The sequence below is a fragment of the Spirosoma rhododendri genome (assembly GCF_012849055.1).
Taxonomy (GTDB): Bacteria; Bacteroidota; Bacteroidia; order Cytophagales; family Spirosomataceae; genus Spirosoma; species Spirosoma rhododendri.
The window spans coordinates 4141987-4164214 of sequence record NZ_CP051677.1 but is presented as its reverse complement, the minus strand read 5'-3'; the positions used below and the strand labels follow the sequence as shown (position 1 = coordinate 4164214).

The window sequence follows — 22228 nt, the reverse complement described above, 5'->3', positions numbered from 1 at the left end:
TGTTCTACATTGAGTATGTAACGAAATATTGTCTGTCGTTAGCGACACCCCTCTCCCGTTTTGGGAGAGGGGCCGGGGGTGAGGGTAACACAAAAGAACCTTTTCCCCATCCCCCACCGTTTTCCAATTAAACAGACGGCCGCAATGCCGTTGCTACTCCTCTCGGTTATGATTCCTTTTTCAATTCTTGACTTATCCCCCGTCGTTGCGGGCAGCACCCCCGCCGACTCGTTTCGTAGCACGCTGGCGCTGGCGCAACGGGCCGAAGCACTGGGTTACAACCGATATTGGCTGGCCGAGCACCACAACATGCCCGGCGTAGCCAGTGCGGCTACATCGGTTGTCATTGGCTATGTAGCGGCTGGAACGAAGACGATCCGCGTAGGGTCGGGCGGCATCATGCTGCCCAACCACGCCCCGCTGGTCATTGCCGAGCAGTTCGGTACGCTGGAATCACTGTATCCCGGCCGAATTGATCTGGGACTGGGCCGGGCGCCGGGTTCGGATGGGTACACCTCGCAGGCGCTTCGGCGCAACAACACACAGGCCGACAGTTTTCCGCAGGACGTGCTTGAATTGCAGCAGTATTTTCAGGACGCCGAAGATGGGCAACGCGTGCGGGCTGTGCCGGGCGAAGGGCTAAATGTGCCGATCTGGATTCTGGGGTCGAGCCTGTACGGGGCGCAGCTGGCGGCTTATCTGGGCCTCCCCTACGCTTTTGCGTCGCACTTCGCCCCTACGCATCTGCTACAGGCCATTCACACCTACCGCACACAGTTCCGGCCGTCGGCAACGTTATCAGAGCCGTATATGATGGTCGCGATGAACGCCGTCGTGGCCGATACCGACGCCGAAGCACAGCGGTTGTTTACGTCGGTACAGCAGCAGTTTCTAAACATCCGGCGGGGTAAAGCGTCGCAGATGGCCCCGCCCGTCGACGACATCAGCCGACTGGCTTCTCCCGACGAACTGGCGGGTATGGAACAGATGCTGCGTTATTCGGTAATCGGCTCGCCCGACACGGTGCGGCAGGGGCTGGCCCGCATCATCGACGAAACGGGTGCTGACGAGCTGATCATGACCGCCCCCATTTTCGACCAGGCCGCCCGGCTTCATTCCATCGACCTGGTGGCTCAGGTACGGGAAGAGCTGGCCAGTGTAGCGGTCTAACGGTTTGACTCGTCGGTCGTTACGCTGCATGACTTCAACGGCTCGACAGTCCGTAAGCCATCTGGCAGGATTAAATAGCCGTTAGCAGCTAACCTTTGCCTGTACCGCTGGTTAATCAATCGGGTCGGTAGTGTATACCCGACCCGATTGACTTACTCAACGAATACAGGAATGGACACATCGAATTCAGTAAGCCGTCGCCAGGTGATCGGCGGCTTGAGCAGCGGCCTGGCAGCCGTTATTGCTACCCCCGCTCTGGCCGGATCGCCGGATCAGCAGCCCGACGCAACAGCGCCACCGGCTCTCGAAAATCCGGTCAGCAAATACCCGAAGCCACCGTTTAACACCCCCATGCAGCCCTTCCCGGGTCTGGTCAGCAAAATGAATCCCCGGCCTGATCACGGCGAAACCAGCTACAAAGGTTCCGGTCGTCTGACGGGTCGCCGGGCCCTGATTACCGGGGGTGACTCAGGCATGGGCCGGGCCGCAGCCATTGCGTACGCCCGGGAGGGGGCCGACGTAGCTATCAACTACCTGCCGGCCGAAGAGTCTGACGCGAAAGAAGTCATTGACCTGATCAAAGCGGCTGGCCGAAAAGGTATTGCCATTCCCGGCGACATCCGCGACGAAGCGTTTTGCAAGCGGCTGGTCGATGAAGCCGTGAAAGGATTGGGCGGACTGGATATTCTGGTCAGCAACGCCGGTCGGCAACAACAGCGCGAGTCTATTCTCGACCTGACGACCGAAGATTTTGACGCGACGATGAAAACGAACATCTACGCGCCGTTCTGGATCATCAAAGCGGCTTTGCCCCACATGCCAGCCGGTTCGGCCATCATCGGCACCACCTCCGAGCAGGCATACGACCCGTCGCCCAACCTGTACGATTACGCGCAGACCAAAGCCGCGACCATGAATTACGTGAAGTCACTGGCCAAGCAACTGGGGCCGAAAGGTATCCGGGTCAACGGTGTTGCGCCCGGCCCGATCTGGACACCCCTGCAACCGAGTGGTGGAGCCACGGCCGAAAAGCTCAAAACATTCGGTGAGAACACAGCACTGAGTCGGCCCGGTCAGCCGGCTGAACTAGCCTCTATCTACGTACAGTTGGCAGCCAGCGACGCCAGTTTCGCCACCGGTCAGGTTTACGGCTCGGCGGGTGGTAACGGTCAGCCCTGATCAGCAGATTCAGTTACCCAGCAAACACAAAAGGGGACGCATCTGATAGATACGTCCCCTTTTGTGTTTTTGTAACTTCAGATGGACTTGATCACATTGTATCCGGCAGCATCCTGCTGTCGGAGCCGATAGGCTAATTGGTAGAAGCCCTGTTAGCCGCTATCGCGGCTCCGACAGCAGGATGCTGCCGGATACAAAGCAATAGCTTTACAAATTCCACAAACCTTAAACTACCGTTTGTAGTACTTCATAGCCTCTGGCATGAGCTTTTCCAGGTCGGCGATCCGGCGGGCGTCGGAGGGGTGATCCGACATAAATTCGGCGGGGGCTTTACCACCACTCGCTTTGGCCATGCGGGTCCAGAACGTAATGGCTTCGTGAGGGTCATACCCAGCCATTGCCATGAAAATCAGGCCCAGATGGTCAGCTTCCGACTCCTGACGGCGGCTGTGGGGCAACCCGACGCCATACTGATACGCCAGCGGACCCACGATGCCAAACGCCTGCTGAAAAATAGCCTGCGTCTGCGGGCTGCGCGACGCCGTGCTGATACCCGTCGCGACCTGACCGACTTGCAACAAACGGTTGGCGACCAGACTTTCACTCATCCGCTCGTTACCGTGTTCAGCCACGGCGTGCGATACTTCGTGGCCCAGCACCGTTGCCAGTCCGGCTTCGTTCTGCGTATACGGCAGGATGCCGGAATAGACTACGATTTTACCGCCGGGCATACACCAGGCGTTGACCTGCGGGCTTTGCACCAGATGGTATTCCCATTTGAACCCTTCCAGCCGCTTGCTAAGGCCGTTGCTGTTCATGTACGCTTCGACAGCCTGCCGGATACGGCCACCTACTCGGCTGACCATCTCGGCGTCGCCCGAATTACTGCTAACAACTTTACTGGTATCCAGAAACTGTTTGTACTGGGTAAAACTCATGCTCAGCATCTCGTTATTCGGCACCAGAATCAACTGCTTGCGCCCCGTTAGTGGTACCCGCTCACAGGCCGTTACGGCCAGCGCAATACCAATCAGCGCGATCATCATCTTCTTCATAGGGTACTTTGTTTTCTTTTGTGTAGGAATGGTAAAATCAGAACACCCATTATGACTGTTACACCGCTTGGTTTGTTTGAATTTTTTCCCGTTGGCGTGGTCAGGGGCGCTTTACTCCTTAGATTTGCGATGGTTCCGTTCGTTTAATCGACGAGCCTGTGCCGGTTGCCTTAGCGCCTGCCCGATTCCTTTCGCCCTCTTCTGACCGGGGCCAGCCCCCGTAGTAACACTATGAAAATCATTTGCGTCGGTCGCAACTACGTCGACCATATCCACGAACTCAACAACGAACAGCCCGACGATCCCGTCATTTTCCTCAAACCGGAAACGGCCCTCCCGCTGCGCCACGAACCGTTTTTTTACCCCGATTTTTCCAAAGACGTCCACCACGAAGTGGAGGTGCTGGTCAAAATCAATCGGGTTGGCAAAAACATCGACCAGAAGTTTGCCCATAAGTATTACGACGAAATCGGCGTAGGTATCGACTTCACGGCCCGCGACGTGCAGAGCAAGCTGAAAGCGAAAGGTCTGCCGTGGGAACTCGCCAAAGCCTTCAACGGCTCGGCCCCTATCTCGAACTTCGTTGCCAAAACTGAGTTTGCCGACCTGCAAAACCTGAACTTCCGGCTCGACATCAACGGTGAAACGCGGCAGCAGGGCAACACAAGCCTGATGCTGTTCAAAATCGATTACCTGATCTCGTTCGTGTCGCGCTATTTCCTGCTGCAACAGGGCGATATTATCTTCACCGGTACGCCCAAAGGCGTTGGCCCCGTACAGATCGGCGATACACTGACCTGCTACCTGGAAGACCGCCCTATGCTAACGGTCGACGTAAAATAAATTATTGACCGGCTGCGTCTAGTAAATAGATACCGGATTGCTTTTTCCTGTTTTTCATTGAAACGACTGCTGTTTTACAGTGCCCTGCTTGCCCTGACCACGCTTGGCCAATCGCGGGGACAAACTCCGGCACCCAACCGCCCGAATGGTTACATTCAGCCGGGTACGATTCAGCCCGGCTATTTTTTGTTTCCCATTCAGCCGGGTGGGGCCAACTCGCTGTCGGGTGGTCTCGGCGATTTGCGGCCCAACCACTTCCACGCGGGGCTTGACATCCGCACGGGGGCCGCGAGGGGCTACCGGTCCATGCCGCTGCGGATGGCTACGTGTCGCGCATTGCGGTGTTTACCGGCGGCTACGGCAACGTCGTTTTCCTGAAACACCCCAACGGTCTGACGACGGTATACGGCCACCTCAAAACCCTCAACGACACGCTGGGCCGCTACCTGCACGAGCAGCAGTACGCCCGCAAAACGTTCGAGATCGACCTGCGCCCCGCCCCCGGTCAGTTTACCGTTAAGCAGGGCGACATCATTGCGGCATCGGGCAACACGGGCGGGTCGGGCGGACCGCACCTGCACTTTGAAGTCCGCGACGCCCGCGACAACCTCATCAACCCGCTGCTCTACAACTTTTCCGAACTAGGCGACGACGTACCGCCTTACTTCGAGCGTATCGCCCTGAAAACGATGACCGCCGAATCGCGCATCAACGGCGAATACCAGCGGGTCACATATGCGCCGGTCCGCCGGTCAGATGGTTCGTATACACTTACCCAGCCAGTGTCCGCGTCAGGGCTGATCGGGCTGGAAGTACTGGGCTACGATAAAGCCAACGGGTCGCCCTACCGCAACGGTATCAACTGCATGGAGGTCCGGCTCGACGGACGGGAGGTGTTCGCCTACAACATGAACAGCTTCCCCAATGAGCAGACGCGACTCCTGAATATCCACGAAAATTACGAGGTCGAGCAAACGACGGGGCAGCGGTACCACCGGGGCTATATCGCCGACGGCAACACGCTGCAATTGTATTCAGCAACGAATTCGGCCTACCGGGGCCGATTGCCGCTACTCGATAAACAGCCGCACGAGGTGACGATCACGCTGTTCGACGCCTACGACCACGCGGCCCGCCTGACGTTTACGATTCTGCCCGACGGCGTTCCCGTTCCCCCGCCCCCCGCGGACACGCTCACCAACGATCCGAACGCCGAACCCATCGACAGCAGCGAGGTGGGGTTGCCCGCGCCGGGGGTGTCCCCTCCCCTGGTACAGCCATCCGGTCCGCCCGTCGCGACGATTACGACCGACGAAAACGTGCTGAAACTGACCGTCCGCAACGTGTCGACCAGCAACCCGCCCACCGCGCAACTGATGACCGGGCGCAGCAGTGTCAGTCAGGCCGTCAGCTACGTGCAGGGCGACAAAGCCGTGTACCTGATCGACCTCCGCAAGACAATGCCTGACTCGATTCTATTTGGTCGGCAGGTGGTCCGCACTAACTTCCGCAAGCGCATTCTGCCCGGCCGACCGGAGACGCTGACCACTGGGAATGCGCGGCTGTCGTTCTCGCCCAAAACCCTGTTCGACACGCTTCATCTGGCCGTACGTTCGCTGCCCGAAGGTGGTATCGAAATCAACCAGTCGACGATTCCGCTGAACGATTTTCTGTCAGTGCAGTACCAGTCCGGCTATTCGCCGGGCACCGTCGACACCATGCGAACGAAGATGTACTGGGTCAGCGGTGGACGGCCAAGTTTTCTGGGTGGCACCTGGCAAAACAGCCGGATCGACTTCCTAACCCGCAACCTGGGCCGCTTCAAACTCCTGACTGACAACACCCCGCCATCGGTACAGATCACTGGTGCCACGCCCAACGGCATCACGGCCAAAATCCGCGACGACCTCTCGGGTATCGCCGATTTCCGCGCCCTGGTCAACGGCGAGTGGGTACTAATGCAGTACGATTACAAACGCGCCCTGCTCTGGTCGGATAAACTGGACCCCGCCGAACCGTTCGAGGAGGGTGCCGAAATCCTGATTCAGGTAAAAGATCGAGCGGGCAACATCGGGCAGGCCGAAACCACCGTTCACGTTCCCCGCCCCCCCGTCCGCAAGACAGTGACGAGGAAACGCAGGCGGAAATAGATGAGGAGTTTAAGGTTTGTAGTTTAACGTTTACTGTTAATTTCCGAACCTTAAACATTGAACCACAAACCTTAAACACAATGCTCACCACCGGCGATCCAGCCCCTGACTTTACGAGTACCGACCAATACGGCGAACCTGTTCGGCTATCTGACTACCGGGGTCGGCGGGTGGCCCTGTACTTCTACCCCAAAGACGACACACCCGGTTGCACGGCGCAGGCTTGCAGCTTACGCGACAACTACAACGACTTGCAGGCGGCTGGCTACGAAGTGCTGGGCGTTAGCATCGACAGTCAGGCGTCGCACCAGAAGTTCGCGCAAAAGTATGACCTGCCGTTTCGGCTCGTTGCCGACACCGACAAACAGATTGTGAAAGCCTACGGGGTGTGGCAGGAAAAGTCCAACTACGGCCGTACCTACATGGGTACCGTCCGCACGACCTTCGTCGTCGATGAGCAGGGCATTATCACCAGCATCATCGGTAAAATCGATACGAAAAACCACGCGAAGCAGCTGCTGGGCTGATTTTCATCGACAGGATTGCAGGATTAACAGGGTTGGATGGCAAGCGGATGACGCGAATGGTGCGGATCAGCACAGAGTACGCTCTTCGGCCTGTTAAACTGCAATCAGAAGTAGATAAAATCCTGTCAATCCGGTAATCCTGTCTACAAAAAGCCTGTCAGTTCCTTCTAAAGCCGTATTATTACACCCGAAATTCATTACTAACTACGCATGGAAATCGAACAACTCGAACACGTTGCCACCGCCGTTCGGCGGGATATTGTCCGCATGGTAGCTGCTGTCAGCTCTGGCCACCCCGGTGGTTCGCTTGGCTGCACCGACTTTCTGGTTGCCCTGTACTTTGACGTAATGCGTCGGAAACAAAATGCCGACGGCACGCCTATCTTCGACATGAATGGCACCGACGAAGACCTGTTCTTCCTCTCGAACGGCCACATTTCGCCCGTTTTCTACTCCGTACTGGCCCGCGCCGGTTACTTCCCACTGGCCGAACTCGCGACATTCCGTAAGCTCGACAGCCGCCTGCAAGGACACCCCACCACCGCCGAACACCTACCGGGCGTCCGCATCGCGTCGGGTTCGCTGGGACAGGGCCTGTCGGTAGCCGCCGGTGCTGCCTACTCGAAAAAACTCAACGGCGACGACAGACACGTCTACGTACTGATGGGCGACGGTGAGCAGCAGGAAGGCCAAATCTGGGAAGCCGCCCAATTTGCCCCCAACAAGAAACTCGGCAACCTGACCGCCGTTGTCGACTTTAACCTCGCACAGATCGACGGCACCACCGAGAACGTCAACGACAACCGCGACCTGGCCGCTAAGTACAAGGCGTTCGGCTGGCACGTCGACGAGATGAAGGGCAACGACATGGCCGACGTGGTTAAGACGCTGAAAAAAGCGCAGGAAAACCCCGACGTACCAACGCTGATTCTGATGCACACTGAAATGGGCTTCGGCGTCGATTACATGGTGGGTAACTACAAGTGGCACGGCGTCGCCCCCAACGCGGAGCAGGTTACGCAGGCCATGAACCAACTCCCCCTATCCGTCGGCTTCTCGGACTATTAATCCTGACAAATTTGTCTCGAACAGCATCCTGCTGTTCGTACAACCACTTGCCGTGCCGCCTGCGTCATGAAGATCAACCGCCTGGTCATCGAAAATTTCAAGTCCATTGAACGGATCGAACTCATTGAGCCGAATCCGTTCACGGTCTTTGTCGGCCCCAACGGTTCCGGCAAATCGAATATTTTCGAAGCTCTGGAATTTGTGAACAGCTATACTCGGGTTTATCCTTCTGAGGCTGTACGATTGTTCGGTGGAACTGAAAAACTAACAAATAGAGGTAACAAAACTGCTAAGAGTTTTCGCTTCGACAGTTCATTCGACAGTTTCCCGCACACAGCTTTTATCAGTCATGATTTTCGCAATAAAGCGGCCCTTGAATCTAAAGGAATTCCTGGAGCACGCGAAAGAGGGCAAGGATCACCGATATTCGTTCAAGATGGAGAAAGATGGCGCACTAGTGCAACAGACCAATTTTTCTACCGCTTCCTTAGACTGTTCGTCGGGAATAGAGATACGTTGAGATTTCCGTATCAGGATGAGATTTCGCTTGACTTGGCAGCGACTAATTTAGAGCCTGTGTTGAAGCGCATCCTAACTAGTCCCCTCCTGCGCGACGAAATATTCGAGTGGCTGGAGCTGTTTATACCAGGCTTCAAAGCGGTAGAAGTTGATGATCGGGACGAGTTGCACTGGTTTGAGAATTCATCTTCGGAGTATTTTACCAAAGACCTGATTTCCGACGGCACGTATAACATTCTGGCCCTGCTGACCGCCGTTTACCAAAGCGACGACAAGCCGCAATTTCTGTGCATTGAAGAGCCGGAGAACGGTCTACATCCGCAGGTAGCGGGAGAACTGGTTGATTTCTTTCGCATTATGTGTGAGGAACGCGGTCATTATATCTGGCTCAATACGCATTCACAGTCGATGGCGTCGCGCGTACGGCCGAATGAATTTGTTGTCGTTGAGAAAAAGGATGGAGCAACTACCACCCGACAGTTTCGAAATGAGGATTTCAACGGAATGCGCGTCGATGAAGCCTGGCTGACGAACGCCTTAAACGGAGGACTCGCATGGTAGACGTCGGGTTTATCTGCGAAGGCGATACGGAAGTGAAGATCGTCAGGTCCGATGCGTTTCAGGCGTTGCTCACGGTCAGCGGACTGCGCTGTGTGTCGCCAATTCAAGATGCCGATGGAAACGGTAATCTGTTGCCGCGTAATCTTGAAAAGCGACGAGCAGCTTTGTACAAAGGTGGAGCTACGCACATTGTGATCCTTACCGATCAGGACAACGATGTATCGGCTGATGACACGCGAAAGCGAATTGGCGACCATCCCAACCAGCATACGGTGGTGGCCGTTCGAGCCGCAGAAGCCTGGTTTCTGGCCGATTCTACCACGATGAGTGTGATCATGGGTGTAGAATTTCACCACGACCGCCCTGAGCAGGAAGCCGATCCGTTCGAGACTATCCGACAACTGTTTATTCAGCAAACAGGGCGTGGTGTGGGGACGAAACCTATTCTCGCTCGTCGTATGATAAAATGCGGCTTCACCATTGAGCGGGCGGCAGCGCATGAGAACTGCCCGTCGGCACGGTATTTTTTAACGAAATTGCAAACCCTCGCTTCGGCGAACTAACTACGATCGACGTTCCTGGAGCGTCGCTACACCAAATGAAGAAATACGAATACACAGAATCAAAAGATACGCGCTCGGGCTTCGGCGCGGGTATTGCCGAACTCGGCCGCACCAACCCCAACGTCGTAGCGCTGACCGCCGACCTCGCCGGTTCGCTTAAGCTCGACACGTTCATTAAGGAAAACCCCGAGCGGTTTGTGCAGTGCGGCATCGCCGAAGCTAACATGATCGGCGTATCGGCCGGCCTGACCATCGGCGGACACATCCCCTTCGCTACGACCTTTGCCAACTTCGCTACGGGTCGCGTTTATGACCAAATCCGGCAGTCGGTTGCGTATTCGAACAAGAATGTCAAAATCTGCGCATCGCACGCGGGGCTGACGCTGGGCGAAGACGGGGCTACGCACCAGATTCTGGAAGACCTGGGCATGATGAAAATGCTACCCAACATGACCGTTATCAACCCCTGCGACTACAATCAGACCAAAGCGGCTACGTTGGCTATCGCCGAGCATGAGGGGCCGGTTTACCTGCGGTTCGGCCGTCCGGTCATTCCCGTATTTACCCCCGCCGATCAGAAGTTCGAGATTGGTAAAGCGTGGACGGTAAACGAAGGCAAAGACGTGTCGATTTTCTGCACGGGCCATCTCGTTTGGGAAGCGATCAAGGCGGGCGAAAAGCTGGCGGAAGAAGGTATCGAAGCCGACATCATCAACATTCACACGATTAAACCGTTGGATGAAGAAGCAATCCTGGCGTCGATTAAGAAGACGGGCTGCGCCGTTACGGCCGAAGAGCACATGCTCAACGGTGGTCTGGGCGACAGCGTGGCACAGGTATTGTCGCGCAACTATCCTGCCCCCATCGAGTACGTCGGTGTTCACGACACGTTCGGCGAAAGCGGCACCCCAGCGCAACTGATGGAGAAATACGGCCTGACTGCCGAGAACATCATCGCGCAGGTAAAGAAAGTAATGAGCCGCAAGGCTTAATTGTAGTTTAAAGTTCAAGGTTTAAGGTTCAAGGTTGGTCACTGAAGCAACCTTGAACCTTAAACTTTGAACCTCAAACTTCCCCTGAATGACTGACGAAGAACTGCTTGCCAAATTTCGCGATCCGTCGAGCCGGAACTATGCCTTTAATCTGCTGGTGCGCAAGTATCAGCAGAAGATTTACTGGCACGTTCGGAAAATGGTCATTGACCACGACGATGCCGATGATCTGGTGCAGGAAACGTTTATCAAAGTCTGGAACAGTCTGGAACAGTTTCGGGGGATAGTCAGTTGTACACATGGGTGTACCGCATTGCCACCAACGAGTGCCTTAACTTCCTCAACAAGAAACGTCGGCGCTTTTTTCTGCCCATCGGCGACGTGGAAGGCGAGCTGATGGAGAAGCTGGAAAGCAATTCCGACTACACCACGTCGGGTAGAGAACCGAGTGGCGACGAAGTGCAGTTGAAACTACAGCAGGCCCTGCTCAAACTACCCGACAAACAGCGGCTGGTGTTCAACATGAAGTACTTCGACGACATGAAATACGAAGACATCGCCGAAGTCACCGGTACGTCGGTTGGGGCGCTGAAAGCATCGTATCACCTGGCGGTTAAAAAAATAGAAGACTTTATTAAGAAAACCGACACATCCGATTAAACCCAGGCGCTGGGAATCAGTCAAATCGGTATATACAATGATTTAAGACAGCTGCTCGCTCGACCTCCTTTATGAATACGGACGACTTTTTTCGGCTTGATGAACTGCCACCGGAACACCCCCTCCGGCAACAGCCGTTTCACGCACCCGATGGCTACTTCGATGAACTGCCAATGCGGCTTCAATCCCGCATTGCGCGTAAGTCGAAACCGGCCTTTTCGATCAGCTGGTCGTGGCAACGGTCGCTGGCGACGATGGCGGGAGCGGGTCTGGTAGCCGTACTCGTCTGGCAAACGATACCGCAGCGGCAGGAGGCTTTACCTTCCGAAGCCCTGACCGGTGTCAGCGATGATGTTATCGCAGCCTATCTTGATGATCAGGGACTCAACCCATACGAACTGGCCGATGTCGGTCAGATCAACGCGTCGATGGGCAGCGATACAACGGCAATCCAGTTTCTGAACGTGCAGCCGACTGATATTCGCCAGAAACTCGACGAGCAAAACCTAACGGAGACAAAAAACCTGGACTCCTGACCGTGATAAAACGTACAACCACCATGAATTACGCATGTGTTGCTCTGCTGATCGGTTCGCTGACGCTGGCCACCGCAGCCGGTGCACAGGACCTGAACGGTCGCCAGAAGATCGAATCCGCCAAAATTGGCATGATTACGAATCGGCTGAATCTGACCCCCGAACAGGCTCCCGGCTTCTGGGCCGTGTACAACGACTATAACAACAAAAAACTGGAACTGAACCGGCGCATCCGGCAGCTTAACAACGAGCCCGGCCGCAGCAGTCTGAACGACGACCAGATTATGAATGGCATTCGCGAAGTCAACGCGACACGGCAGAAGCTGGCCGATTTGGACGAAGAGTACTCAAATCGTTTCCTAAAAGTAATCAGTCCCCCGCAACTTGCTGAACTCTACAAAACCGAGCAGATGTTCAACAACATGCTGTTGAAGCGGCTGAAGGACTAGGTATTCAGTTTATAGTTTTCGGTTTTTGATGGTACGCATCACAGAACCGTTATACGAAAGGGGCCTGCAATGGATGCAGGCCCCTTTTTGCGTGTCTCAGACATCGGACCGGCGAACCGGCATCCTGCTGTCTGAGACAACCGAATACCGTAAACCGACCTAGTACCGAACCACTTTCAGGCTCGACAGCCCACCGTCGAAGCGGATCGTGATTTTCTTTGTCGATGCTTCGTAGCCGGGGCTGAGAAATTCGCCACCACCGGTTTCTGTGAAGCCGTCAAGGTTTTCGGATGTCAGCGCCCCGTCTTTTTTCACACGGCACCCCACGCCTTCGGGAACCCGTACCGTTACCGACGCAGCACCAACGTCCAGCTTTACATCTGACTGATCGGCTTTGTCGCTTAGCTTGACATCCAGGCTGGCAGCTCCGGCCGCTACTTTAAGCGATTTTACGGCATACTGACTTAGGTCAAGCTCGCCCTGCCCGGCCCCCAGCGCAATGTCCATCGTCCAGACCGGTGCCGTGTTGAGGTGTACGTCGACGCGGTTTTCGAAGTTGCCATCTTTCAGTTCAATATGCTGATTACCATCGGTCGGTTTGAGTTCGACGGTCGGGATGCGCGTTGCCGGGTCACGTTCGACCGACATGGAGTACGTACCGACTGTTTGCTTCGTGTCTGCTTTGATCAGCTCAGACGAGGGTTCGCCGATGTTGAACTGACCGGCTCCGCCAGCCAGTTTCAATACCGCTTCGCGCGTGTCGGGCGACATTGCTTCGGTAAACGTGCTGCTGTGCATCTCACCGTCGCCCCGGCGGTCGCGCTCGGCCCGATAATCGTCTTCGTTATCATTGTCTTCGTTGTCCTCGTCATCCGTGTCATCCTCATCCTCATCGTTCTCGTCCTCTTCCTGGTCGTGGTCGTCACTGCTGCTCCACCCGATGTTGTAGCGGCTATGATCGCGGGAGAAGAACCCGAAGAGCGTGGTCGGGACAGCGACGGCCAGCATAACCGTTGTGATGAAAGCTGCCGGGTTGCGGGTGCGTATCAGAATCAGGTTGATACCGGCCAAGATCAGCAACACCGGCCATAGGTTGGTCAGGCTGTGCCAGTCGACATTGAGCCAGCCCGCCCGACGGGCCAGAAATAGAACGCCCAGCGTGAGGAGCGCGATGCCCCAGAATAAACCGTTTCGTCGTTGATACATGGTAGTTGTCAGAATAGCCGCGCTGACTGTGAAGTCAGCGCGGACAGTTGGTTTACAGGCCCGACGAAGGAGGGTTGCTATTGTTGTCGTAGGGTGGCCGAATCCGGTCCCGGAAGATGAACCAAAGCCCCAGCGCGATCAGGATGAACGGAAACAGATCGCCCAAGTCGATGTCGAAGTAGCGGTCGATCAGGAACAGCACACCAAGCACAATCAGGATGGCGCCACCGATCAGGCTGCGGTTCTGGGTGTTCGGCTGGTTGGGATTGTATGGATTCATAGAAAACAGGGGGTTTGCGTATAAAGTCGACGAGTGAACAGACATGCCCTGCGGCTGCTGCGGCATTACGATCCACAAGATACCGTAGATCAGCAGTGAAGGAAAGCCCGGCAGCGGAATACCGATCAGAAACAGTAAGCGAACAACCGTGCGGTTGATACCGAAATAGTGGGCCAGTCCGGCCGCCACACCACCGACTACGGCTTCGTCGGCAATGCGCTCTAATCGTTGGTTCATGGCGTTTTTTGATTGATTAACGATGTAAAGCTATAGCGTAGCCGGGATCAGCGGTAGTAGAATTGGACGGATGGACGGGGCCGTTGATGGAAGTATGTTTTCAATGATAGTAGGTAATACACAGTAGCGACCGGCACCGCTGATCGGCTGGTAGCGATACAACTGGTATCAGCTATGGTCAGCTACCACCCTGGCTGGCTCGGCCGATCGTCTGTTGAGCAGATAATCGGCAAAAATTGTCCCCCTTGATTCGCCGATAAACTGGTCGATCAGAATATGCGCGTTGTAGTGGCTGAGCGTTTTGATCGGATCGTACAGGAACGCCCGCTCCTTGATCCGGTCACGGATAAACCGGGGAATCAGCTGATCTTCGTGATGGGCTACCAACACCTGCCGGGCTGCGTACAGGTAATGACTACCCGTAAAAAACACCGACCGGGTCAGTTCCAGCCCTGGCGTGATACTCCCGATCAGCAGATAAACCAGCAGCCCCACCTTGAGTTTTCGTTCCACCTGTCGGTCCAGCAGTGTTTTGGCGGTGAGCACGAACAGGACAAACAGATAGGCGATGGACGCCCGCATACTGAAGTCGTACAGACTACCTATTCTGACGAATGGGATGAGTAGCAGCAGGACAGCGCAAAACAGAAGCAGTTGTCGGTGCGCACGCTGAACCACAAATAGAAAGCCGATCAGTAGTCCGACTTCCAGCAACAGAAAGAGCCCGTACCCCAGGGGAGCCATCGGGACGATACCCCGGAGTGAACCCGCTTTGTTGGCCGTAAAAAACAGGAACGTAATGCCGAACACAGTAGCTGCTCCAACCAGATTCACGACGTTGAGATAGCGGTTGACCGTAGCACCTACCCCCCGTTCAGCCGCTTCTTTTACGAGCAGGAAAATAACCAGCGGCACCAGACCAATGGTACCAAGCGGGGCAAGAAACAAACTCAGTGTCAGCACGAAAAATAAGTACGCCGAACTCCTGTTTATCAGCACCAGCAGAATGCAGAGCCACAGCGGAATTGTCTGGTTGAATACCCAGTACAACAGCGTGGTATTCGACGAAAACTGCGCGTTGACATTGGCCGGTTCGGCCCACCATTCGATATGCGAGAGTAACCCAAATTCAGGGCCCTTTCCGTACATCAGCGTCATCAGCATTGTGCCGACACCGTCAAGGCCGCTCCAGAACACGAGCAGTACCACGATCAGAAACGTGGTCTTTTTCAGGTAGATGCACAATAGCGCGTAAACGAGACTGAGGCCCAGCAGCGCCCACACCATCAAAAACAGATTGGCCGCCTGCAAGCCCGCGAGTTTGCCTACTCCGGCAGCCGGTAGCCAGTACCCGAAGTAGTAGATCAGCACGAACTTGTTTTGTATGGTTGCCTGACCGGGCGCATTGATATTGCTACTATACATAATAGGCCACTCCTGCTCGACAAGATCGCGCAGGATGGCGTTGCGTACTTCAAAGTCCGAATTCTGGTATGCCAGGTTGCCGATGCCGGAGAAAAAAACCCAGACGGCGAGTATGCCGACCCCGATGTAAATCTGGCGCAACTGCCGGGGTGATAGCTGACTCTTCACCGGGTCGTTCGCCCGTATATCGCGGCTGGCTTGGTACAGGCAGTACAACACAATACCAATTACCGGAACAGCATAGATTGCTTTCAGCCAGAAGGTGACAAAGAGCAGGAAAGGAACAAGCAGATAAAGAAGCGTCGATAAGTAAACGAACGACTTGCTCAGCGGTATGTTCATATGTGTAAAGTGCCTGATAGTCAGCGGATACGCTAAACTAACAGGCCTTACAACAGACCCACGTCAGAACTATACAAGTGGGAACAAAACTGTAGAGCGGGTCCTTCTTCCGCCACTAACGACAGGTAACTCAACCCACCTTATTCCTCTTCGATAGCTTCGAGAATATCCATCAGTTCGCCAAAATCCTTGTCGCCGGGTTTGTCTTCGTCGCCACCGCGCAGGGCAATTCCCCGGATGGGTAGTTCGTCGAGCAGTTCGTGTACATTCTCGGCGGTAATGCCAGCCCCCAGCAGGATCGGGTATTTACCGGCCAGTTTGTACAGCATATCGGGCGGCACGGTCGTCAGGGGCTCGGCAACGCCGTTTTCCAGCAGGATGTATTCGGCCGTGGCCGAGCCATCGCGGATCGTGGCTTCGAGCTGCGGCAAGGGGGTCTGCGTCATGTCGACACGCAGGATGAGCGGCTTTTCAAAGGATGCCAGGTAAGGCAGCATCGCGGCATCGTCGACCTGAAGGTAGTCGGGCTGGTACGTTTGCACTAACTGTTCGATGGCAACGGGGTCTGTCGAGTGGGTTTCGCCCACGATCTGCACGCCGGCGACCCAGCCCCGGATATCGGCAAAACGGACCGGATCGATGTAATCCGGCGCGTCGGCGTCCATTGAGAAGCCCAGCATATCGACGCCCATACCGGCGCAGTACCGGGCATCGCTGAGGTTGGTAACATTGGAAATTTTGACGAGGGTAGTAAGTGCCATACTGCTGGTAAACGAATGTCGGAAAGGCTGGTATCCGCACAAAGGTAGGCTCAAGCGCTGAATTGACGTCGTTTTGATATATACAACCCCGACGGCCCCAGCTTACCGGACCCTGCCGGCGGTTCAACGCTCAGTTGGTCACGCAGTTGAGCGAAACATCACGTACGATACGTAACTTTACCGCTCCGCAGCCACGCCCAGCCATGTCAACAGCGCCACTTAGTCCCATCATCAACCTGTTGCAGTACGCCTACGGGCACAGCCGGTCGGGGCGGAGGTTGCTGGTCGGTCTTACCCTGCTCGCGGGCCCGATAGCCTGCCAGTCGAGCACTCAGCAGCCGAGTGCGGTTCGGGATCTGCTCATCGATCGCATCAGCTGGCAACCCACTCCCGGCGACTCCGCCAATCAGCATCAGTTTTCCATTACCAACACATCACCCCGGTACAGCTACCAGCAGATCAAGCTTTGTTTTGCCTACTATACGAAGGATTACCGGCTACTGGGGTCGGATACCAGCGTCGTAGACACCATCATCAGGCCGGGCACGATCGTCAAACAAATACCTATGCGCCTGGGAGCGCTTCGACCGGGTACGAATCGCACCGAAATCCGCGTGTTGACAGCCGCAGCCGACTCGTAATCGTAAGCCAATCGACCTGTATCGACGTTCGTCAACCAGTCAAAACGGCTCCACTCACCTGCCAGTGAAGCCGCGTTGGCGTGCCCAAAGCAGCCACATCAGGTATCAGGTTGCGTATACGGCGCACCGTTTCCTCACTAACACATGCACATTCTTGTATACTCCGCGCAACCTATTGTTTATTAGCACGTTGCATAAATAAACTCGTCAAAACGGATCGTTTACAAAGTATAATTTTTTATAGACTTTCTATAAATTCGATTAAACATTGGCCTATTTTTAAGAAACTATCACTCAGTTACAGCGACAGCTGATTTGTAGGCGAAGTAACCACCACGGATATGAATCGACGAGAAAGAAATCTGCTTCAACCAGACACGAACAGTCAAAGCATTGTACTGGCTAACTGGCTGGCGGTCATTGGAGACTTCAATTCATTGTACAATCAGCTGAGCAATTGCCTGGCAGCAAGTGCCCATTCCCCCGTTATTTCGGCACAGGACCCGCCCTGGGTGGGGAATTGCCGTACCACTCAGATTAAGGCACTGCTTTCAACGATGCATAACGAGTTGGAAATCATGCTCAACGATGCTGACCGATTCGAGAACCTCAACACGAAGGAGGGGTACGCTCAACTCGCCATTCACGTCACCCACCTCAGACAACTCAATGAGCAGGCTCAGATACTACTTTGTCTGGCTTCATTACCGACGGGTTGAGTCTGACGACCAAATCATCAAGCTATAAACCTTTCGTTCCCATGAATCCGGCTTTAGCCCATTTTAACCAGCTTCTGGAACAATACGCCTTTAAAATAGCCAGTCACCAGATTGGAGGAGCTGACCCGGCTACGCAGACGGCACTGATTACTTTCTGGCAGACCCTAAATAAGGAAACAACCGCCAATGGTCCGGCTCCGGATGTATCCTCCCCACAGTCAACCGAGTGGGAAGCAGTCTTGCACGAGCCAATCAACTGGCGCTCGGTAAATCAGCAATGGATACAGGGAATCATTCGCGAACGTAGTCAATGCCACCGTGAATATCTGGTGCGGCTAAGCGAAGCAATAGAAGCCACCCGTACGCGCCTGCTGTCTCTGGAAGACAGTGTATATTCTGAATCATCCCGCGCCCGGCTAACGGCTCACTACAGGCAAACACTGCTGATGTACCAGCAGCAGCTGACCAAAGCCCGACACCTCCAGGCTATTTACTTTGCGCATTTGAGCGCAGGCATGCCCTGAAGGCGATTTTAGAAAAACCACCTTCAGTGCTCTGTTTCCGTTCGGCCTTGTCTACGGGCTACTGTGAGAGGCTCCTTGCTGGCCGGGAAACCAAATACGCTGCTTCGAGTGTTTGGTAGGGAACTGGTAAACCTACCGGTATAGTACTAAACAGAGGGCTTTGAACCCTCCTGGGCCGTAACCACGGCAGATTCTGCAATGAGCAAACACGGACGCATTCTGGTCGCCATGAGTGGCGGCATCGATTCTTCGCTGGCAGCGGTCATGCTGCACGAAGAAGGCTATGAGGTCATCGGTATGACCATGAAAACCTGGGACTATGCCTCGTCGGGCGGCTCCAAAAAAGAAACGGGCTGCTGTAGCCTCGACTCGATCAACGACGCCCGCAACATCGCCGTCAGTCTTGGTTTCCCCCATTACATTCTCGACATCCGCGAAGAGTTCGGCGACTCCGTCATCGACCATTTTACGGGTGAATACCTCGAAGGCCGCACGCCCAACCCCTGCGTACTGTGCAACACCCACATCAAATGGGACGCGCTGCTGCGCCGGGCCGACCGGCTCGACTGCGAATCCATCGCGACGGGGCACTACGCCCATATTCGGCAGGACGTGGGAGGACCATCGGACGGGCGGTACGTGATTTCGCGGGGCGTCGACACGTTGAAAGATCAGTCGTACGTGCTGTGGGGCGTGTCGCAGGAGAGTCTGAGCCGCACGAAGCTACCGCTGGGGCACCTGCGTAAGTCAGAAATCCGGCAGATGGCGACCGAACGCGGTTTTATCGAGCTGGTCACTAAATCGGAATCGTACGAAATCTGCTTTGTACCCGACAACGACTACCGGGGTTTCCTGAAACGGCGCGTGCCGGGGCTGGAAGCCGAAGTCGCCGGGGGGAATTTCGTGGAAGAAGGTACCGGGCGGGTGCTGGGCAAGCACCTGGGCTATCCGTTCTACACCATCGGTCAGCGGAAAGGACTCGGCATGGCGTTCGGGCAACCTATGTTCGTCACTGAAATCCGGAAAGACACCAACGAAGTCGTGCTTGGCCTCGATAAAGACCTGTTCCGCGACGGCATGTACGTTAGCAAGCTGAATCTGCAAAAGTACGCAGCCATCACCAGCCCGCTGGAAACGGTCACGAAAGTGCGGTACAAAGACCCCGGCACCCCTGCCACCATCTCGCAGGACGGCGACCGGATTACGGTGCTGTTCAACGAGGGAGTGTCGGCCATCGCGCCGGGGCAGGCGGCCGTATTCTACGAAGGCGACGACGTAGTGGGCGGTGGCTGGATCATGAAAAGCTTCCGGCAGGCCGATACGCTGGCCGCTGAACAGCAGCTGCTGGCGGTTTAACTTCCTGTCTCCGGCACCATCCTGCCGTCGAGCTGCTACAGCGGCTAACCACTTATGCCCATTAGTCGCTATCGCGGCTCGACAGCAGGATGGTGCCGGAGACAATTTCTGTATCTTTACTGCGCAGCCTCACCACCGGGGCTGCGCAGGGCTTTTCCGCATGACCACCGAACCGATTGACCCACTCCGTCACCCAATAGGCACCTGGCAACCGCAGGAATCCTACACGCTGGCCGACATCAAACAGCTTGTCGACCAGATCCGTACCTTGCCCGACGTGTATGCGCTGGTACTGGCGGATGCCACGCCCAACGATCTGCAAAAGCAGTATCGGCCCGGTAGCTGGACCGTCCGGCAGCTGATTCACCACGTCGCCGATATTCACATGCTGCATTTCATGCGGCTTAAAAACGCGCTCGTCAACCCCGGCACTCCGGGTATTCTTGTCGACATGGATGGCTGGGCCGCCCTCAACGAAGCACAAAACGCGCCCGTAACCGACTCGCTGACTATGCTGAAAGGCATTCACCAGCGGATCGCGTTTCTGGCCGGGTCGCTTCAGCCGGAGGATCTGGCGGTTTCGTACTACCACCCCATCCGGCAGCGCGATCTGACGATTCCCCAGGCACTGTCGATGACGGTCTGGCACGGCGAGCACCACCTGGCGCACATTCGGCTGGCCATGCAATCGGCCTGATCGGCTCTGCCTGCCCAGCGTTGTTCGTTTACTTCTTTCGTTGCCTCATGCGTATCCCCTATTTCGTTGCCCTACTGGTCGCGACCAGCGTTTCCCTGTTTGCTCAGACGCCCCCCAAAGGCCACCCCAACACGAGTGGACCGGGTTGGGAATACCTGTTTGAAACCAATCTGACAAACGCAACCTTCCCAAAAGGCGTCTGGCACATGGACGAGGGCGAACTGACGGCGACGGACGACAAACCGATCTGGATCAATCAGGCTTACGACGATTTTATACTGGATTTGCAGTTCAAAACCGCCGATGGAACAAACAGTGGTGTCGTGGTACACGCCAGCGATACGACCAACTGGATTCCCAACTCCGTCGAGATTCAGATTGCCGATGATTACGCCAAAGAGTGGGCAGAAGCCCCCGCCGACTGGCGATGCGGAGCTTTTTTTGGCCACCAGGCCCCTACGAAGAGCGCGGTCAGAAAACCCGGCGAATGGAACCGCTACACCATTACCTGCCAGGGCAAAATCATCTACGTCGTGCTGAACAACCAGCTCGTCAACACCATCGACCTGAGTCAGTTTACGTCGGCGACGGTCAACCCCGACGGTACGAAGCCGCCAGCCTGGTTCAGCAAAGCCCCGGCCACGCTGCCGCTGCACGGCCACATCGGTTTGCAGGGTAAACACGCGGGGGCACCGATTTACTACCGAAATCTAAAGATCAAACCGCTCTGACCATGACCGAAACCCGCCATAGTCACGCGCTGCCCGAACTGCGTTTTTCGCTCAGCCTGCTCTACGTAGGCCGGGTACTGCTGGGTATGAACAAAACTACGGTGCTGGACGACGAACGGCTCACCGACGTCGACGAACGCATCGAAGCGATCACCGACGAACTCGTCGCCACCGAACTCCTCCACGAAGCCGCCGTCCTGGCGGGAGACGTGATTGACTAGTTTGTTTAAGGTTTGAGGTCTAACGTTTAAGGTTAGCTACCGTAGGAAAACCTTAAACATTAGACGTTAAACTTTAAACAAATGAATCTTCCCCCCTTCGCTGCGCTGTTCGATATGGACGGCGTATTGGTTGACAATACCGATTTTCACATTAACGCCTGGATTCAGTTTGCGCACCACAACGGGCTGACACTGACCCGCGAGCAGTACGTCGAGCACATCAATGGGCATGTATCCGCCGACTCGATGGCCTACGTGTTCGGGCATCCGCTGTCACCGGCTGAGCTGGCAACGCGCACGGAGGAAAAAGAGCAGATCTACCGCGACCTGTACTTACCCCACCGCCAGCCACTGACGGGCCTGATGGATTTTCTGGACGCTATGCGGGCCGAGGGTATTCCGATGGCCGTGGGTACGTCGGCTCCAGTCAGCAACCTGGGCTTCACACTTGACGGGCTGGCCCTTCGCCCCTATTTCGCCACGGTGGTCGATGCCAGCATGGTTACCCACGGCAAGCCCGACCCCGAAATTTACCTGAAAGCCGCCGAACGGCTGAACATGGCACCCGCCCGGTGCGTCGTGTTTGAAGATGCGTTTGCGGGTATCGAAGCGGGTCTACGAGCGGGTATGGTCGTGGTAGCGCTGGCAACGACACATACGCGCGCTGAACTGGCGACGTCGGGCGCGGCACTCATTCTCGACAACTTTTCGGGCCTGACACCCGCATCGATTCAGCAGTTGTTACCAGCGGAATAGGCGGGTCGATACCGGGTCAGCCGGGGCTTTTTTGTAGCTTTACGCCCTCATTACCGATTT

At 55.6% G+C, this 22228-nt stretch carries 25 protein-coding genes and 1 pseudogene; 21 read left to right on the top strand and 5 right to left on the bottom strand.

Features of this window, described 5'->3' with window-relative positions; genetic code table 11:
- Positions 1-168: 168 nt before the first annotated feature.
- Both HH216_RS17305 and HH216_RS17300 read left to right on the top strand, forming a co-directional pair.
- Positions 169-1170: an LLM class flavin-dependent oxidoreductase gene (locus tag HH216_RS17305; RefSeq protein WP_169551933.1), complete on the top strand. Its 1002-nt coding sequence runs from the start codon at positions 169-171 to the stop codon at positions 1168-1170.
- A 171-nt stretch (positions 1171-1341) separates the two neighbouring features.
- Positions 1342-2349 (top strand): SDR family oxidoreductase, encoded by a 1008-nt coding sequence (locus tag HH216_RS17300; RefSeq protein ID WP_169551932.1) that lies wholly within the window; start codon positions 1342-1344, stop codon positions 2347-2349.
- A 230-nt stretch (positions 2350-2579) separates the two neighbouring features.
- Here the strand turns inward: HH216_RS17300 and HH216_RS17295 are convergent, their stop codons facing one another.
- Positions 2580-3404 (bottom strand): M48 family metallopeptidase, encoded by an 825-nt coding sequence (locus HH216_RS17295; protein ID WP_169551931.1) that lies wholly within the window; start codon positions 3402-3404, stop codon positions 2580-2582.
- Positions 3405-3635: 231 nt separating this feature from the next.
- Between HH216_RS17295 and HH216_RS17290 the strand changes: the two genes are divergently transcribed.
- The 11 genes and pseudogenes from HH216_RS17290 to HH216_RS17245 all read left to right on the top strand — a co-directional run bounded on the left by HH216_RS17290 (position 3636) and on the right by HH216_RS17245 (position 12272).
- On the top strand, positions 3636-4247 hold the full coding sequence (locus tag HH216_RS17290; RefSeq protein WP_169551930.1) for a fumarylacetoacetate hydrolase family protein: 612 nt from the start codon (positions 3636-3638) through the stop codon (positions 4245-4247).
- 57 nt (positions 4248-4304) lie between these two features.
- The gene (locus HH216_RS26730) at positions 4305-4625 is read left to right on the top strand and encodes a hypothetical protein (protein ID WP_332871415.1); all 321 of its coding nucleotides are present in this window, start codon (positions 4305-4307) and stop codon (positions 4623-4625) included.
- Positions 4574-6397, top strand: a complete 1824-nt coding sequence (locus HH216_RS17285) for a M23 family metallopeptidase (RefSeq protein WP_332871414.1) — start codon at positions 4574-4576, stop codon at positions 6395-6397. Before HH216_RS26730 ends, HH216_RS17285 begins: the two co-directional genes overlap by 52 nt.
- 80 nt (positions 6398-6477) lie before the next feature.
- Positions 6478-6924: a thioredoxin-dependent thiol peroxidase gene (bcp, locus tag HH216_RS17280; RefSeq protein ID WP_169551929.1), complete on the top strand. Its 447-nt coding sequence runs from the start codon at positions 6478-6480 to the stop codon at positions 6922-6924.
- Between the two features lie 210 nt (positions 6925-7134).
- A complete protein-coding gene (locus tag HH216_RS17275) occupies positions 7135-7992 on the top strand; it encodes a transketolase (protein ID WP_169551928.1) in 858 nt (285 codons plus the stop codon).
- A gap of 66 nt (positions 7993-8058) precedes the next feature.
- Complete coding sequence (locus HH216_RS17270; protein WP_169551927.1) at positions 8059-9072, top strand: AAA family ATPase; 1014 nt, start codon at positions 8059-8061, stop codon at positions 9070-9072.
- Positions 9066-9635 carry a hypothetical protein gene (locus HH216_RS17265; RefSeq protein ID WP_169551926.1) on the top strand — a complete coding sequence of 190 codons (570 nt, stop codon included), beginning with the start codon at positions 9066-9068 and terminating at the stop codon, positions 9633-9635. Before HH216_RS17270 ends, HH216_RS17265 begins: the two co-directional genes overlap by 7 nt.
- A 35-nt stretch (positions 9636-9670) precedes the next feature.
- The gene (locus HH216_RS17260) at positions 9671-10627 is read left to right on the top strand and encodes a transketolase family protein (RefSeq protein WP_169551925.1); all 957 of its coding nucleotides are present in this window, start codon (positions 9671-9673) and stop codon (positions 10625-10627) included.
- Between the two features lie 88 nt (positions 10628-10715).
- Positions 10716-11287, top strand: a pseudogene (locus tag HH216_RS17255) (RNA polymerase sigma factor).
- A gap of 71 nt (positions 11288-11358) precedes the next feature.
- Entirely contained in the window at positions 11359-11823 is a 465-nt protein-coding gene (locus HH216_RS17250) for a hypothetical protein (protein WP_169551924.1), read from the top strand.
- Between the two features lie 23 nt (positions 11824-11846).
- Entirely contained in the window at positions 11847-12272 is a 426-nt protein-coding gene (locus HH216_RS17245) for a hypothetical protein (protein ID WP_254448483.1), read from the top strand.
- 159 nt (positions 12273-12431) lie between these two features.
- Here HH216_RS17245 and HH216_RS17240 read toward each other — a convergent pair whose 3' ends face one another.
- From HH216_RS17240 to HH216_RS17225, 4 genes are all read right to left on the bottom strand, one after another.
- The gene (locus HH216_RS17240; protein WP_169551923.1) at positions 12432-13478 is read right to left on the bottom strand and encodes a LiaI-LiaF-like domain-containing protein; all 1047 of its coding nucleotides are present in this window, start codon (positions 13476-13478) and stop codon (positions 12432-12434) included.
- A 52-nt stretch (positions 13479-13530) separates the two neighbouring features.
- The gene (locus HH216_RS17235) at positions 13531-13995 is read right to left on the bottom strand and encodes a PspC domain-containing protein (RefSeq protein WP_169551922.1); all 465 of its coding nucleotides are present in this window, start codon (positions 13993-13995) and stop codon (positions 13531-13533) included.
- A 168-nt stretch (positions 13996-14163) separates the two neighbouring features.
- On the bottom strand, positions 14164-15762 hold the full coding sequence (locus HH216_RS17230) for a hypothetical protein (RefSeq protein ID WP_169551921.1): 1599 nt from the start codon (positions 15760-15762) through the stop codon (positions 14164-14166).
- A 140-nt stretch (positions 15763-15902) separates the two neighbouring features.
- Positions 15903-16523, bottom strand: a complete 621-nt coding sequence (locus HH216_RS17225) for a beta/alpha barrel domain-containing protein (protein WP_169551920.1) — start codon at positions 16521-16523, stop codon at positions 15903-15905.
- 203 nt (positions 16524-16726) lie between these two features.
- On the opposite strand from HH216_RS17225, the gene HH216_RS17220 reads away from it, so the two are divergent.
- The 8 genes from HH216_RS17220 to HH216_RS17185 all read left to right on the top strand — a co-directional run bounded on the left by HH216_RS17220 (position 16727) and on the right by HH216_RS17185 (position 22168).
- Positions 16727-17164: a hypothetical protein gene (locus HH216_RS17220; protein WP_169551919.1), complete on the top strand. Its 438-nt coding sequence runs from the start codon at positions 16727-16729 to the stop codon at positions 17162-17164.
- Between the two features lie 341 nt (positions 17165-17505).
- Positions 17506-17883, top strand: coding sequence for a hypothetical protein (locus HH216_RS17215; protein ID WP_169551918.1), 378 nt, complete (start codon positions 17506-17508; stop codon positions 17881-17883).
- 41 nt (positions 17884-17924) lie between these two features.
- Positions 17925-18407 carry a hypothetical protein gene (locus HH216_RS17210; RefSeq protein WP_169551917.1) on the top strand — a complete coding sequence of 161 codons (483 nt, stop codon included), beginning with the start codon at positions 17925-17927 and terminating at the stop codon, positions 18405-18407.
- A 198-nt stretch (positions 18408-18605) separates the two neighbouring features.
- The gene (gene mnmA / locus HH216_RS17205) at positions 18606-19763 is read left to right on the top strand and encodes a tRNA 2-thiouridine(34) synthase MnmA (protein ID WP_169551916.1); all 1158 of its coding nucleotides are present in this window, start codon (positions 18606-18608) and stop codon (positions 19761-19763) included.
- A 160-nt stretch (positions 19764-19923) separates the two neighbouring features.
- On the top strand, positions 19924-20460 hold the full coding sequence (locus HH216_RS17200; RefSeq protein WP_254448482.1) for a DinB family protein: 537 nt from the start codon (positions 19924-19926) through the stop codon (positions 20458-20460).
- Between the two features lie 47 nt (positions 20461-20507).
- Complete coding sequence (locus tag HH216_RS17195) at positions 20508-21191, top strand: 3-keto-disaccharide hydrolase (RefSeq protein ID WP_169551915.1); 684 nt, start codon at positions 20508-20510, stop codon at positions 21189-21191.
- A 2-nt stretch (positions 21192-21193) separates the two neighbouring features.
- Positions 21194-21412 (top strand): hypothetical protein, encoded by a 219-nt coding sequence (locus tag HH216_RS17190; protein WP_169551914.1) that lies wholly within the window; start codon positions 21194-21196, stop codon positions 21410-21412.
- A gap of 81 nt (positions 21413-21493) precedes the next feature.
- On the top strand, positions 21494-22168 hold the full coding sequence (locus HH216_RS17185; RefSeq protein ID WP_169551913.1) for an HAD family hydrolase: 675 nt from the start codon (positions 21494-21496) through the stop codon (positions 22166-22168).
- Positions 22169-22228 lie beyond the last annotated feature (60 nt).

Coding starts and splice junctions, on each gene's coding strand:
- HH216_RS17305 (WP_169551933.1), top strand. CDS start 169: ATGATTCCTTTTTCAATTCTTGACTTATCCCCCGTCGTTGCGGGCAGC.
- HH216_RS17300 (WP_169551932.1), top strand. CDS start 1,342: ATGGACACATCGAATTCAGTAAGCCGTCGCCAGGTGATCGGCGGCTTG.
- HH216_RS17295 (WP_169551931.1), bottom strand. CDS start 3,404: ATGAAGAAGATGATGATCGCGCTGATTGGTATTGCGCTGGCCGTAACG.
- HH216_RS17290 (WP_169551930.1), top strand. CDS start 3,636: ATGAAAATCATTTGCGTCGGTCGCAACTACGTCGACCATATCCACGAA.
- bcp (WP_169551929.1), top strand. CDS start 6,478: ATGCTCACCACCGGCGATCCAGCCCCTGACTTTACGAGTACCGACCAA.
- HH216_RS17275 (WP_169551928.1), top strand. CDS start 7,135: ATGGAAATCGAACAACTCGAACACGTTGCCACCGCCGTTCGGCGGGAT.
- HH216_RS17270 (WP_169551927.1), top strand. CDS start 8,059: ATGAAGATCAACCGCCTGGTCATCGAAAATTTCAAGTCCATTGAACGG.
- HH216_RS17265 (WP_169551926.1), top strand. CDS start 9,066: ATGGTAGACGTCGGGTTTATCTGCGAAGGCGATACGGAAGTGAAGATC.
- HH216_RS17260 (WP_169551925.1), top strand. CDS start 9,671: ATGAAGAAATACGAATACACAGAATCAAAAGATACGCGCTCGGGCTTC.
- HH216_RS17250 (WP_169551924.1), top strand. CDS start 11,359: ATGAATACGGACGACTTTTTTCGGCTTGATGAACTGCCACCGGAACAC.
- HH216_RS17245 (WP_254448483.1), top strand. CDS start 11,847: ATGAATTACGCATGTGTTGCTCTGCTGATCGGTTCGCTGACGCTGGCC.
- HH216_RS17240 (WP_169551923.1), bottom strand. CDS start 13,478: ATGTATCAACGACGAAACGGTTTATTCTGGGGCATCGCGCTCCTCACG.
- HH216_RS17235 (WP_169551922.1), bottom strand. CDS start 13,995: ATGAACCAACGATTAGAGCGCATTGCCGACGAAGCCGTAGTCGGTGGT.
- HH216_RS17230 (WP_169551921.1), bottom strand. CDS start 15,762: ATGAACATACCGCTGAGCAAGTCGTTCGTTTACTTATCGACGCTTCTT.
- HH216_RS17225 (WP_169551920.1), bottom strand. CDS start 16,523: ATGGCACTTACTACCCTCGTCAAAATTTCCAATGTTACCAACCTCAGC.
- HH216_RS17220 (WP_169551919.1), top strand. CDS start 16,727: ATGTCAACAGCGCCACTTAGTCCCATCATCAACCTGTTGCAGTACGCC.
- HH216_RS17215 (WP_169551918.1), top strand. CDS start 17,506: ATGAATCGACGAGAAAGAAATCTGCTTCAACCAGACACGAACAGTCAA.
- HH216_RS17210 (WP_169551917.1), top strand. CDS start 17,925: ATGAATCCGGCTTTAGCCCATTTTAACCAGCTTCTGGAACAATACGCC.
- mnmA (WP_169551916.1), top strand. CDS start 18,606: ATGAGCAAACACGGACGCATTCTGGTCGCCATGAGTGGCGGCATCGAT.
- HH216_RS17200 (WP_254448482.1), top strand. CDS start 19,924: ATGACCACCGAACCGATTGACCCACTCCGTCACCCAATAGGCACCTGG.
- HH216_RS17195 (WP_169551915.1), top strand. CDS start 20,508: ATGCGTATCCCCTATTTCGTTGCCCTACTGGTCGCGACCAGCGTTTCC.
- HH216_RS17190 (WP_169551914.1), top strand. CDS start 21,194: ATGACCGAAACCCGCCATAGTCACGCGCTGCCCGAACTGCGTTTTTCG.
- HH216_RS17185 (WP_169551913.1), top strand. CDS start 21,494: ATGAATCTTCCCCCCTTCGCTGCGCTGTTCGATATGGACGGCGTATTG.